We start from the raw sequence: 13,642 nt of genomic DNA, 5'->3' as shown, positions 1-13,642 counted from the left end.
AAAATGAAACCAAAGAAGATCGTGGTGATTGGCTTTGTTGGCACCCAACTCGATAGCGGGAAGGGAAGTGGGCGATGGGAGAAATGGCGCCCAACGGTCGCCTTAATGCAGCATGAAGAAATGATGGTTGACCGATTGGAATTGCTTTATAGCGGCAAGCATGAAGCATTGGTGGAGCAGGTAAGCAAAGACATCAACGCCGTTTCGCCAGAAACCAAGATCAAAGTGAGCCATTTAGCGATGTCCGACCCATGGGACTTTGAAGAGGTCTACAGTTGCCTATTTGATTTTGCGAGAAATTTTCATTTCGATACAGACAATGAAGAATACTGGATCCATATCACGACGGGTACACACGTAGTCCAAATTTGTATGTACCTGTTGACGGAAGCCTTCTATTTTCCCGGCAGGCTTTTGCAAACATCCCCTTCGCGCCGTCAGATAATTGGCGATCCAGGTAGTTACGCGTTAATTGACCTAGACCTATCAAAATACGATCAGATCGCTCAGCGCTTCTCTCGCGAACAAGAAGAAGGGGTTGCTTTTCTTAAGTCCGGCATCTCGACTCGCAATGCGCGCTTCAATAGCATGATTGATGAAATAGAGCGTGTCGCCATCAAATCCAAAGCACCGATACTGCTCATGGGACCAACCGGCGCTGGCAAATCATTTCTTGCTAAACGCGTTTTTGAATTGAAAAAAGCGCGTCACAAACTACAGGGAAAGTTTGTCGAGATCAATTGCGCGACCATGCATGGGGATGGCGCGGCATCCACTTTGTTTGGCCATATCAAGGGTGCCTTCACCGGTGCAGCTTCTGATCGCCCTGGGCTTTTGCGTGCTGCCAATAAGGGCCTATTATTTCTCGATGAAATCGGTGAATTGGGGCTAGATGAACAGGCGATGCTGTTGATGGCGATTGAAGAAAAACGATTCCTGCCGGTAGGCAGCGACAATGAAGTACAAAGTGATTTTCAGCTCATCGCAGGCACCAATCGTGATTTATCGAAAGAAGTCATGCAGGGGCGATTTCGCGAAGACCTCTATGCGCGAATTAATTTATGGAGCTATGAATTGCCCAGCCTTGTAGAACGTTTAGAGGATGTCGAACCTAACATCGATTATTTGTTGGGGCAATTCAGTGCAGAGCAAGGACAAATGGTGAGGTTCAATAAAGAAGCGCGTGAACGCTATATGCGCTTTGCCGTATCACCTGAAGCAATATGGAAAGGCAACTTTCGCGACCTATCCGCTTCGATCACGCGCATGGCCACACTTGCCGACGCTGGTCGCATAACGGACACCGTTGTTTCGGACGAAATTCTGCGGCTAAAAAAACTCTGGCGACACTACGAACAACATGACACCTCAGAAGGCATTGAATTAAGTAAAGTGCTGGCACCAGAGGAACTAGACAATCTTGACCTGTTCGATGCGATGCAACTCAAAGCCGTATTAGGCGTGTGTAAAGGTTCGAAATCCATTTCCGATGCCGGGAGAAAATTGTATGCCGCTTCGCGTAATTATAAAGAAAAACCAAATGATGCGGATAGGTTGAAGAAATACTTGGCTAAATTTAGCCTTTCATGGAATGCACTCTTTTTGGAGTAAGGTGTATTAGCTCATACGCGATCTGACAGTTACCAGTTTTTCTAGGGTGTCTGTCAGGTTGAATTTGAGTCAAATTCTTTTCAACCCAAATCAATTTCCCTTCAAGCAAAGTATCATTGGCGTTCTGCCGCCTACATTCGCATTAACTGTGGAAGTCCATTCGTTCCGATATTGACGTTGCATCTTGGTTTCCCTCTCGCTTTAACTAAGAAATGACACTGCAAAATGGACTACTCATGATTGTGCGGGAATGTTTTTCCAGTTTAATCCTGATTTTAGATTTATCTTAAAAAATTGTGCTACCCATAGCAGAGCATCCATTCAATGTTTTGGCATAATTGCTTCCATCTACTACAGATAGTTTAAGCAAAATTCAAAAGGAGCTAGCGCAATTGGCTGTAGATCACACACTGCATGTTTTAAGGCGCCTAAGCCAGGACAAATGTCCAGTACACATCGTGGTTTACCGCAGGTAAGAATGAGGTGCAGGAGGGCGGTTGTAGGGTTGTGTAACATTAACATAAGGCATCGTAGCCTCAGTGTAGACTTTGGCGTTTTCAAAATACGCAGGTAAAGATACAAACGACGAAGCGACTGCGCTTTCCGATAGAAGTGATTTTAGTTTGTATCCGTTGGTATGCAGCATACCCGTTAAGCTATCGGCAAATTGAGGAAATGATGGAAGAGCGAGGTGTCTGTGTCGATCATTCCTCCATTAGCCGGTGGTCGATCCGATTTCTGCCGATATTAGAGAAAGTATTTCGCCAACATAAGCGACAAGTTGGTACACGCTGGCGTATGGATGAAACCTATATTAAGGTCAAAGGTGTTTGGAAATATCTTTATCGCGCAGTCGATAAAGAAGGTAAGACAATTGACTTTCTATTGACTGCAAAGCGTGATAAAGCAGCAGTCATGCGTTGCTTCGACAAGGCGATGCAGGATAACGGCATTCCAGAAAAAGTGACGATGGACAAGAGCGGAGCAAACAAATCAGCGATCGATGAAATCAATGATGCGATGGATGTACCGATGCTCATTCGCCAGGTGAAATACCTCAACAACAACGTCGAGCAAGACCACCGCGCAGTGAAACGAATAACAAAAGCAATGCTTGGCTTCAAATCATTTCACGCAGCGACAAGCATCCTGGCTGGCATCGAACTAATGCACATGATTCGCAAAGGCCAGCTGATGTTTGGTGGCACAGAAGAGATGTCTTTTGCCGACCAGTTTTATGCTTTGGCAGGACAAATCCATTCAGCTTGAGAGCGAATATAAGACCTGCCAGTATTTCGACTTGTAGTTATTAACGCGACAAAACCCTATTGGGCGCTATCTACTTCCAACATCACTTTCGATATTGCCATCGACTAATTTGATTGTACGGTCGCACTGTTCAGATAATCTTGGATCGTGTGTAACTAGTAAAACTGCACAGCCGGATTCTCTGTTGAACTTACGAAATAGCGCAAATACCTCGGCTGCGGATTTGGTGTCGAGATTACCGGTTGGTTCATCAGCTAACAATAGAGCTGGATTGGTAACCAATGCGCGAGCAACGGCGACGCGTTGTTGTTGGCCTCCGGATAATTGGTCGGGCTTGCGTTGTTCTAAGCCATCGAGTCCGACTTCGGCGAGTAGCTTACGCGCGCGCGCAATTTGATCTTTTGTTGGTTTTCCGCCGGCTACCATCAACGGCATTAATACATTTTCTAAAGCTGTAAATGCCTGAATTAAATGGTGGAACTGAAATACGAAGCCGATGGTGCTTCCTCGTAAGGCGGTACGCCGCGCATCATCCATCGATCTTGTTGCCTCACCGAGTAAATATAATTCGCCTGCAGTCGGTCGATCTAATAAGCCAATGATGTTGAGAAGTGAACTTTTTCCTGAACCGGATGCACCTACTAAAGAAGCGAAATCGCGGCGTTGTAAGATTAAATCAAGACCATGCAACACCTCAGCCTCAGTGGATTTTCCGACGTTATAACTTTTTCTTAGACCTTCAAGACGTAATATTTGTTCGTTAGCGTCGAGTTTAGACATGACGGATCGCCTCCACAGGATCAAGCGCAGCGGCACGCCTTGCTGGTACCGCAGCTGAAAGCACGCCTGTTACCGTCGCTAGTGCAGTCGCAGCAACCGGCAGCCAAGGATCAACTGGTATATAAAACAGCTTCGGCCCGAAGGTGTTGAATGCGCCAACCAACCCATAGCCGACAACCACGCCGAGTAGAGAACCCGCCATGCCAAATAATGCCCCCTGAATCAAAAAAACGCGCAACATTTGTTGCCTGGTGCTGCCCATCGCACGCAAGATTCCAATTTCGCGCGTACGTTGCACCACGCTTACGGTCAGTACACTTGCAATACCAAGTGCGACGCTCAATGCGACGAATACACTAATCATTTGCGTCGACAGACTTTGTGAACGCAGGGCATTCATTAGTTGAGTGTTCGTTTCCATCCAACTTTCTGCTTTTAAGCCAGTAAGCCGAGCAATGCGCGCAGCAATCGTTTGTGCTTCGAAGATATCATCGACTGTCACATCAATAATCGTTGCAGCACCCGGCAAGTCAAGCAAGGACTGCGCTTGCTTCATATCGAGGTAAACGTAGCGTGCATCCAACTCACGTACACCAAGTTCGAAGATGCCAGCAACATTCACCACGCTATCACGCCCTTGTCCACCATCTAGCCTAAGCTTGTCGCCTACACGCATACCGAGATCAGTCGCCAACTGTTTACCGATCACTGCATCACCAGCACCAATTCGGAAAACACCTGAGACGATATCCTCTTGGATCGGAATAATACGCAAATACCGAGAGGCATCAATGCCAACCAAGGCGACAGATTGCAGTGCTTCGCCACGTCGCGCAAACGCTGGACCAGAGATAACTGGCGAAACGACCGTTACGCGTGGTTGTCGGTCAAGTACATCACGGACCTGCTGCCAATTATTGATGGATCGAAGACGTTGTGCACGTTTAGTTTCGATCAATAACTGTGTGCTGCCTTGGGGTGGCGGGAGAATACGATTACGTTCCTCCGTTTGTTGAATCTTAATATGGGCTTGGGTACCCAAGGTACGTTGAATGATATTGCCTTGTAGTCCTGTGATGAGGGCAGTAAGAAAAACGATTACAGCAACACCGACGGCGATGCCAATCAAAATCAGCGTACTCTGCGCCCTGCCTTCGCGCAGGAACTTGGTTGCGATGGTCCACTCAGTCCACATTGGCATTAGTCCAGCTTTACTGGTAATTCTTTACGCGTCGCAGGGTCGACAGAAGAGCTTGTTGCTTTGACTCTAACTCGATCCCCGTCTACCAATGTCGTTGGTACAGTGGTCAAAACCCAATCACGAGCACGCAAACCAGTCGTTACTTCGGTTTGGGTTAAACCACGTAAGCCGAGCTTCACATTGCGCTGTACGGCGCGACCATTTTCAACTATCCATAGTTTGGCGTTCGCTCCATTTATCTGATTTAGCGCATCGTTCGTGACAACGAGCGCACGATCGCGGCGCCCGGTCTCCACGTTCACCGAGACAGTCATCCCTTGCCGTACAAAATCCGGTACTGGTGTTACACTAAGTCGAATGTCGATAGTCCCGCGTTGCGCATCAACACCTGGTGCAATGAAACTTACTTTTGCTGAAAATGGACGTGAAGGAAACGCGTCGGCAATGCACGTCGCGGCTTGTCCGATCGCGAGCACTTCTAGATTTTTTTCATCTAGTGGCATCAATACTTCTGTATCACCACTGCGAGCGATTTCGAAGAGAACACGACCAGGTTGTGCTAAATCCCCTGGTTCTGCATTTCTAGTTAATACGGTCCCATCGACTTCAGCGCGAATGGTCGTCTTTGCTAATTGCGCTTTGGCATTGGCTAAACGAGCACGCGCCGCTGTCTCTCCAGAGCTGCCAGTTGCCAGCGAATTTGCAATGAATTGTGCCTGTTCGAACGCAGTGCGGGCAGCAGTTTCGATTTGAACTGCTTGTTCCATCGATTCATTGGTAATCATCCGTTGCCGAAACAGATCACGACGCCGATTCGCCTCGCGGCTTGCCTGAGCTAATCTTGATTGTGCTTCACGCAAACTAGCTTGTGCTTGCGGACGCGATGTTTGTTGCAACTGCGTCAAGGCCGCCTCGGCCTCTCGCAACCCAGCCTCGAGATCATCGGCACGCAATATCGCTAATACATTTCCAGGTTTTACCGAATCCCCTTCTCCTACCCGCCGCTCAAGGATAACGCCTGTCACCGGGCTACTAACTTGCGCACGTGATACAGCGGCAATCCGACCAGTGGCGACTACAGTTTGCACCAAGGTTTGCTCAATTACTTGATAGCCGGGCAAGGTAGGTCCTCGCACTTTCTGCATTAAGATCCAAGCAAAAATTCCGATGATTAAACAGATAGCGACAAAAAAATAACGTGAGTATTTCATAGCCCGACTTAATGTAGACATAATGCATTGAGTTTAACCTGTTTCCTACAATCATTAAAAAACTTTACACATTTGTTTGCCTCATTTGATCGTTATTTTCTGGTAGCGCTTTCCCCCGAATCTTCAATTTGGTCGGACTAGACTTCCCCTAATTCAATAGTCATATTTACGACTCTTTTTCGATTGGTAAATTTGTCTGCAAGAATTCTGTTTTAATAGGAAAAGTGTAGGTATAACTGCTTCCGTCTACGTCAGGAAAATTTTTAGTCGCTAGCATCCTTGAATGAAATCGGAAACCGAGGTGAAACCATTAAAAATGACGACCCAACTTTGCACCCGGTTCGTCCCACTCTTGTTGAGGGACCATCGACTTCAACTTTTAAGTGCACCAAGGCCTCCGTTCGGAGGCTTTTGACTTTGTAGTTTTTGTTTTATTTTGCCTTCCAAAACGCGGCCGCTCATGGCTTGCCGGTATTCAATCTCAGCATGAGCGTCATCGGATGTAACGGCGACGACTGAAAACCATAGTGTTCGTAGAACGCCTTGGCTCGGTCGTGAAGCGCATGCACTAACAACGCTCGGACACCAGCGTTCTGAGAAACCACCACCGCCCGGTTGACGGCGTCTTGCAGCAGGGATGCGCCGAGCTTGATACCCTGCGCTCGATAATCAACCGCCAGCCGAGCCAGCACCATCACCGGAACTGGATCAGGCATATTCCTGCGCATAGAGCTGGTTGCCATGTGATGGGAGACGGCTCCTGCGGCCATAGCGTAATAACCGAAAACTCGGCTGTCCTGATCCGTCACTACAAATGTACGGCTGGCACCGCTAAGTTGGTTGGTCATTGCGCGTCGCTTGAGCCACTCATCTAGAACGGCCTCGCCACACTTAAATTCATCCAAAATTTGGGTGGCCGCGAGGGGCTGAGGTGAGTTGCAAGCTCATGCCTTGACTGCGCCCCAAGGAGGCGCCACTGCCATGAGACGCTCAAGCCCTAGATTTTGAAGAGGCGGAGCGTCAAGCATTGCAGTGAACTGCTGGAACTTGGCGGCATCCAGGTTGAAGAATACTTGGTCAAGTACCACTGCCTGCGCTTTGTCGCAGGCGGCCTCAAGCATAAAGTCCGAACGGTTTTTGCCCAGCAAAGTTGCAGCGCGATCAATCAAATCTCGCTGTTCGGGCAATGCCCGTATGTTAATGGCGGCGTCGCGCATGCTTTCCTCCTTTGAGTGAATACACAATCGATACACAAAAAATAGCCAAACGTGTAGCTGTTGTCAATACGCACTATTCGTTGTTCGGCAAGCTGGTTGATAGGTTAGCTACCAGTCGCAGGATTAAACTGGGTACGTAAAACTAAAATCTGGGTTTAATTTTGTGTCAACACGGAAAACCGCTTGCTTGTCACAAAAACGAGGTTTGACTTTTTATCTACGGTTTGTTTTTCATCAACGTTTGCAACGCCGCAAATGGGTTATGTGTAGCATGTTTCATTTTGTTTTCACCCGAAGTGCCTTGTTGATCAGCTTCAAGATAGCGAGAGTGTTCGTTGTCGTGGCAATATAAACATAGTAACTCCCAATTGCTGCCATCGGCTGGATTGTCGTCATGATTATGATTGCGATGATGCACAGTCAATTGCGAGACATTACTGTGATTGAATTCGCGCATGCATCGTCCGCAAATCCATGGATACATTTTTAGCGACCGTTCACGATAACCTTGTGCTCGCTCAGCAGAGTTGCGGTTAGCCTCAGCGACGATTTTATCAAGTTTGGCGGTATCTATTTTCTTTGTGCTCATACGTTACTCCCTTAGTCAATGCGCGGTATTTCGATTATCAGCGTCTAAAAGCGTTCACATCCCAAAAGATAGGGTTTTAACGCATTAACGTAAACCTCCATAGCATTAGTTGTCAAACGGCGCCCAACATTTTCCAGTAATCAGCTTGCATATTCACCCCATACATTTCTTGGCATCCTTAACCAGAAGCGTATTGGAGCGATTTTCCAGTGTACTGAAATTAACAAAAACTGGAAAAATGACTGCGCTGTTTAACACCTTGTGGTGTTGGCGCAGTATTTAATGAGGCGAGGAACGTATTTCAATTTTTTCAGTAGTCTATGAAAAAAATTTTTCGCCGCGTGTTTATTTCGACGGGGTTGAACCAGAGTATCAAGGACTTCACCATCTTGATCAACAGCGCGCCAAAGGTATTGACGTGTGCCGTTGATAGTCAGGAAAACTTCATCTAAATGCCAGCAGTCACCCGGTCTCTTGGCTTTTGATTCGAGACGTTTTGCGTACAGACCACCGAATTTTATCGTCCAATCACGAATGGTTTCATAGCTGACCGTTACACCACGTTCAGCCATCATTTCTTCGACATCTCGATAGCTTAAACTGAACCGAAAGTAGAACCACACGCAGCGGCTAATAATTTCGGCAGGAAATCGATGGCGATAATATTGTGGTTTTGATGAGTTAATACGTTATCATCATCCTTATGAACTTAACTTGACAATACCATATGTTCCCCGCAGACGAAAAGATCCGCCGAAAACTATCTTTGATGTATTGTCTTTTTGTGGTGCTATTTAAATAATTCTAATTACACTTTCAGAAAGACGTATCATGATTATGGCTCTGATCCTAACACCGAAAACAATAGTAGTTTCCCTCTCAGTTTTGCTATTGATCTCTTGTTCAAGCCAACCGATTCGTGAAACGAGCAAGGTAAGCTCTTCTGACATCCAACCATCTTCTTTATCAACAAAGCTTGTTGCGACTGATCGTTGCCAATTTAGTGAAGGCACTTCTCCTGGCTTAGTCATTGAGGGGAAAATGCTTAACGAAAGCTTCCGGATCGAAGATCAGTCTGTCTACATTCAGGATGATAAAATTGTCGATATTAATACAAGCAGTTCACTAGCGATTAAATATCCAAACACAGGTATCTTAAAGTGTGAAAACGCCTATTTCGCGCCAGGCTTTATCAATGCCCACGAGCATACGAGTTTTAGCTATCAGTACCCCGATCCTATATTGTTACCTGATTATTTGCACCGTGAGGAGTGGCAAAAGGGCTTGCATGGGAAATACGCGCTGAAATACGATAAGTCCACACAAGACCCCAAAATTTTATTCTGGATTGAGTTAAGGCATCTTCTCGCTGGCGAGACAGTGATTGCTGGGAGCGGATATTTTGATGGTTTGCTTACCAACATTTCCAGCGATGAGAAAGCCAAATTCAATGCTGACCTTGCGACATTTCCGTTTACAAACAATATGGCCACCGCTTTCAAACCTTATTGTGATGACCGCTCAAGTACTCTTCCTAATGTAGGCGGTATAAAAGATAAAATTCTCAATTCCCCTTATGTACCGCATATTGGCGAAGGATCGAACTGTGTGGCGGAAGGTGAAATTTTGGCGTACTTCAAATTCATCAAAGACTCTCCAGATCCTCGCCGTAAATTCTCCATGATTCATGCGATTCCGCTAGAGATAGTTGGCGCGAAAACGATCAAGGACAATCAAGTGTCCGTCATCTGGTCACCACGCTCAAACTTAGCCCTCTATGGCACCACGTTGGACCCGATTAAACTGATCGATCAGCAAGTCTCATTGGCATTAGGCACCGATTGGTCACCATCAGGCTCATTTAACATACTTGCGGAAATGAACTGTGCACATTCATACACTAGTCAAAAATCATCACGTCCTGTGAGTGGTAATGAACTTTGGAAAATGACGACATCGGAGGCTGCGGTTTCATTAGGCATCAACAACATCGCTGGTTCAATTTCTGTCGGTAAATTGGCCAACATTATTGTCGTTGATGATGCTAGTGCCGAAGGGAGCGAGGCGATTTATAAAAAAACGAATGCCGATATTTTGAGTGTCATCATGAACGGGCAGCTCTTAATTGCCGATCGCACTAAAGTGAAAGGAGAGTACATACAGAGTAATTGTTTAGCGGTTGCTGGCAATAAAGGCTTATGCGTCGATGTGAAAGCGAAGTACGGGTTTACGTTTGATGATGTGAAACTCGCAAATGCGGCGAACGTGGATTTGACTCGAGTCGACCGCCAAGCCATGTGTCAAGTCAAATAGGCAAAGGACGATGTACGTCTTAGGGTTGCACCATTCGTTGCGATTTTCAGAACCTCAAAAAAGGAGTTAAACCATCCACTAGCGACAGCTCGAAAACCTCGCACAACCAGAAGGTAATAGGTTTTGGCTTCCCCTCATAAAACGATTCTCAAAATGCTTTGAGAGTTTACATTTGCTTAAATGCGGCTTGATAGCAGGAGCTCATAGAGAGCCGGTCGGATTTCTCTTTAAGACTGACTTCCATATGGCCATCCTCTCTGTATATCGATTCGATCCATCGCAGATTGACGATAGCACCACGGCTTATTTGAATGAAGTCTTCTGGATTAAGCTCATCGATTAACTCTTTAATCGGCTTACGAATGAAGGCCTCATGATGAGCTGTAACAACACGCGTACATTTTGCGTCTGATTGAAAGATAAATATTTCTTCGATTGTGATTAACCTCAGTAGATTACCAACAGATGCCTGTATCCATCGCAAGTATTTTGTCTCTAATTTTATGTGGACTATTTTGTCCCAAACAGTATCAGGAATGACCCCGGCACTTTTCCCAACTTTAGCTTGCAATTTTTCGATGGTCGTCAATAAACGCCCTCGCTGTAAAGGCTTTACTAGATAATTCACCGCACCTAATTCAAAAGCGTCCAATGCATGTTGGCGCGCACTCAACTTTGACCAGCCGGGGGTGCGGATATTTTCTTGGACTGATTTACGTTGTTAAACCTAAGTGCTCTTGGTATTCAATTAGGCTAAGATAGCCTAAGGATATTTGAGTGCGCGCAAAAAATGGCGCTTATATGCATTTCATTTTAATTTATGATGTATATATGCATCATAACGAGATAGTTAATATTTAATTAATTGGAAATAAGATGGAAACATGCGTAGAATGTATATATACATCTAATTGACTAAAAAATTGTATATATGCGACAAAATTCTCAATTTGCATCCAATTCAGTGACTGAAGGCGCGCGGCGCTTGGGAGAACGGCTTCGTCGAGCCCGTAAGGCCCAGAAGCTAAGTCTTTCGGACTTGGAACGCATCTGTCGCATCCACAGAACCACACTGGGACGTTTAGAGCGTGGTGACTTGGGTGCTTCTATTGGTGTATTACTGAGCGTTCTTGAAGCACTAAATGAACTTGCGGATGTTGAGCTTGTGCTCAGTCAACCTGACACGCCAGAACATCGGAGGGTCATTAACGTACCAGTACTAGACCAGGATTTCTAATGATTGACTCGTGCACTGTCTTTGATTGCAGATATCCGTACAATCCTGTGCCAGTTGGTAGTTTTGGCTTAGATGAAATTGGTAACGGACATTTTGCTTATGGACGATTTTATGTTGACAAAGAAGGGGCATTTGCCCTTGATCCTATTCATCTAAAGTTATCAAAAGAACGACAAGAAGTGCCTCGACAACCAGATAGCTCGTATGGAGTCCTCTCCGATGCAGGCCCCAATGCTTGGGGAGTAAAGCTCACAGCAAGTATATTGAAACGCAATAATCAACCGTTACCGGCCAATTCAATAGAATGGTTCCTTCACTCATGGCACTATGGATCAGGTTGCATTGGGTTTTCGCAGCACCACACAGAGAAACCCAATTTAGGAGTTATCGCGTGTCGACTTGAAGACCTTTCGGCGAAACTTCAAATCACCATCGACGAATTGACGATAAATCCAGATACAAAGTTGACGGAAGAAGATATACGTTTGCTAGCACCTGGCAGTAGTCTTGGCGGTTTTCGACCTAAAACAGTTGTGGTCCATGAAGGGATGGAATATATCGCGAAATTCTCTCGACCAGATGACGTATTTGATGTGCCGTCAGTCGAATATGCAACAATGCGCCTCGCTCATAAGGCTGGAATAAATACTCCAGACTTCGAGCTTCGGAATATAGCTAATCGCCCAGTATTCCTTATAGAACGCTTTGACAGAACAAAAGGAGGAGCGCGGAAACATTACATCAGTGCTCACTCACTGCTAGCTCCCTCTGCACTCGGTATCGATAAACGAGAACTCGTTACGACGTTCTCGTATGCTGGTATTGCAGAGGCTATGAGGCCATTCAATATACTGGGACAGCTAGATTGTCATCAACTTTACAGGCGAATGATATTTAACATTTTTATCGGTAACGTTGATGATCATCTTCGTAACCATGCATTATTGATGGAGTCGCCTGGTCGTTATGTTTTATCTCCTGCATTCGATATAGTTCCTCACTCAGCTGCCGCTACCACACCTCAATCTATTGGAGTTGGAGCCCAAGGGGCTGCAAGTACAACCAAGAACGCAATATCACAATGCGGTCGGTTTTTGCTAAAACCAGACGAAGCTAACACTATCATTGAAGAAGTGCGAGCGGTTATATCCCGCTGGCAGCAGGAATTTTCCGATTCCGGAGTCACCAAGCGAGACATTCATATCTTGAGCTCATGCATAGATTTTCAGCGATAAAATTACTGTTTTTTCCTAAACCGTTCGGCTATTTCCTGCTTGCTCTTCCGCAGCAATGCGACTTCTGATTTCGTTAGCATCCGCGGGCCATTGGAGACGGAAATTTTTTATTTAAGAGGGTGCTCGAAATCGTGATCGAGTTCGAAATGGGTTCTGTCGCATTAACGTGAGGAATCATAGCGCTATGTGTAGCCTTTGCTGTTCTATGATCATAGAGTTGAAATGAATAAGACTAAACGGCTGCACTTTCCAATAGAAGTGATCTTAGTTTATATTCGCTGGTATGCAGCATAACCATTAAGTTATCGGCATATTGAAGAAATAATGGAGGAAAGAGGTATCGTTGTCGATCACTCATCCATTAACCGTTGGTCGATCCGATTTCTGCCGATTTTAGAGAAGATATTTCGCCAACACAAGCGTCCAGTTGGGACAAGTTGGCGTATGGATGAAACATATATCAAAGTCAAAGGTGTTTGGAAATACCTTTATAGAGCGGTTGATAAAGAAGGCAAAACGATCGACTTTCTATTGACAGAGAAGCGTGATAAAGGCGCTGTCATGCGCTTCTTCGACAAGGCAATTCAGGTTAACGGTATTCCAGAAAAGGTCAGGATGGACAAGAGTGGTTCGAACAAAGCTGCAATCGATCAAATCAATGACTCTATGGAAATGCCGATGATCATTCATCAGGTAAAATACTTCAACAACATCGTCGAACAAGACCATCGCGCGGTGAAGCGAATGACAAAACCTATGCTTGGATTCAAGTCATTTAAGGCCGCAAAAAGCGTTCTGGCCGGCATCGAATTAATACACATGATTCGCAAAGGTCAATCGTATTTAGCTGGCTCAGAAGAGATGTCTTTTGCCCACCAATTTTATGTTTTGGCAGGACAAATCCGTGCAGTGTGAGAACGAATATAAATCCTGCCAAAATTTCGACTTGCAGTTTTTAACGCGACAGAACCCATTCTCC

Annotated in this window: 13 protein-coding genes and 1 pseudogene; 6 read left to right on the top strand and 8 right to left on the bottom strand. The window is 45.7% G+C overall.

All coding sequences use genetic code 11. The features are described from left to right. The first annotated feature begins 3 nt into the window (after positions 1-3). Positions 4-1,611, top strand: a complete 1,608-nt coding sequence (rtcR, locus tag H8K52_RS17950) for an RNA repair transcriptional activator RtcR (protein WP_186924286.1) — start codon at positions 4-6, stop codon at positions 1,609-1,611. Positions 1,612-2,187: 576 nt separating this feature from the next. After that, positions 2,188-2,880, top strand: coding sequence for an IS6 family transposase (locus tag H8K52_RS17945; RefSeq protein WP_186924315.1), 693 nt, complete (start codon positions 2,188-2,190; stop codon positions 2,878-2,880). 66 nt (positions 2,881-2,946) lie between these two features. Here the strand turns inward: H8K52_RS17945 and H8K52_RS17940 are convergent, their stop codons facing one another. The 7 genes from H8K52_RS17940 to H8K52_RS17910 all read right to left on the bottom strand — a co-directional run bounded on the left by H8K52_RS17940 (position 2,947) and on the right by H8K52_RS17910 (position 8,564). Beyond that, entirely contained in the window at positions 2,947-3,660 is a 714-nt protein-coding gene (locus tag H8K52_RS17940) for an ABC transporter ATP-binding protein (protein ID WP_186924285.1), read from the bottom strand. Then, the gene (locus H8K52_RS17935; RefSeq protein ID WP_246464665.1) at positions 3,653-4,861 is read right to left on the bottom strand and encodes an ABC transporter permease; all 1,209 of its coding nucleotides are present in this window, start codon (positions 4,859-4,861) and stop codon (positions 3,653-3,655) included. Before H8K52_RS17935 ends, H8K52_RS17940 begins: the two co-directional genes overlap by 8 nt. Continuing rightward, entirely contained in the window at positions 4,861-6,093 is a 1,233-nt protein-coding gene (locus H8K52_RS17930; protein WP_222613831.1) for an efflux RND transporter periplasmic adaptor subunit, read from the bottom strand. Before H8K52_RS17930 ends, H8K52_RS17935 begins: the two co-directional genes overlap by 1 nt. Positions 6,094-6,530: 437 nt before the next feature. Then, positions 6,531-6,980: a GNAT family N-acetyltransferase gene (locus H8K52_RS17925; RefSeq protein WP_186924312.1), complete on the bottom strand. Its 450-nt coding sequence runs from the start codon at positions 6,978-6,980 to the stop codon at positions 6,531-6,533. A gap of 36 nt (positions 6,981-7,016) precedes the next feature. After that, positions 7,017-7,289, bottom strand: a complete 273-nt coding sequence (locus H8K52_RS17920; protein ID WP_186924284.1) for a type II toxin-antitoxin system TacA family antitoxin — start codon at positions 7,287-7,289, stop codon at positions 7,017-7,019. A 217-nt stretch (positions 7,290-7,506) separates the two neighbouring features. Continuing rightward, positions 7,507-7,878 (bottom strand): YajD family HNH nuclease, encoded by a 372-nt coding sequence (locus H8K52_RS17915; protein WP_186924283.1) that lies wholly within the window; start codon positions 7,876-7,878, stop codon positions 7,507-7,509. A gap of 251 nt (positions 7,879-8,129) precedes the next feature. Beyond that, complete coding sequence (locus H8K52_RS17910) at positions 8,130-8,564, bottom strand: IS6 family transposase (protein WP_343044247.1); 435 nt, start codon at positions 8,562-8,564, stop codon at positions 8,130-8,132. Positions 8,565-8,709: 145 nt separating this feature from the next. Between H8K52_RS17910 and H8K52_RS17905 the strand changes: the two genes are divergently transcribed. Beyond that, positions 8,710-10,191 (top strand): amidohydrolase family protein, encoded by a 1,482-nt coding sequence (locus tag H8K52_RS17905; protein ID WP_186924282.1) that lies wholly within the window; start codon positions 8,710-8,712, stop codon positions 10,189-10,191. A gap of 166 nt (positions 10,192-10,357) precedes the next feature. Here H8K52_RS17905 and H8K52_RS17900 read toward each other — a convergent pair whose 3' ends face one another. Then, positions 10,358-10,864, bottom strand: a complete 507-nt coding sequence (locus H8K52_RS17900; protein WP_186924281.1) for a LytR/AlgR family response regulator transcription factor — start codon at positions 10,862-10,864, stop codon at positions 10,358-10,360. A 258-nt stretch (positions 10,865-11,122) separates the two neighbouring features. Between H8K52_RS17900 and H8K52_RS17895 the strand changes: the two genes are divergently transcribed. The 3 genes and pseudogenes from H8K52_RS17895 (at position 11,123) to H8K52_RS17885 (ending at position 13,578) form a co-directional block, all read left to right on the top strand. Then, the gene (locus tag H8K52_RS17895; protein ID WP_186924280.1) at positions 11,123-11,428 is read left to right on the top strand and encodes a helix-turn-helix domain-containing protein; all 306 of its coding nucleotides are present in this window, start codon (positions 11,123-11,125) and stop codon (positions 11,426-11,428) included. 47 nt (positions 11,429-11,475) lie between these two features. Continuing rightward, positions 11,476-12,663, top strand: coding sequence for a type II toxin-antitoxin system HipA family toxin (locus H8K52_RS21655; RefSeq protein ID WP_222613829.1), 1,188 nt, complete (start codon positions 11,476-11,478; stop codon positions 12,661-12,663). Between the two features lie 222 nt (positions 12,664-12,885). Continuing rightward, positions 12,886-13,578: pseudogene (locus tag H8K52_RS17885) on the top strand (IS6 family transposase). Positions 13,579-13,642 lie beyond the last annotated feature (64 nt).

The organism is Affinundibacterium seohonense, assembly GCF_014284305.1.
GTDB lineage: Bacteria > Pseudomonadota > Gammaproteobacteria > Burkholderiales > Burkholderiaceae_D > Undibacterium > Undibacterium seohonense.
This window is presented reverse-complemented; position numbering and strand designations above follow the sequence as displayed.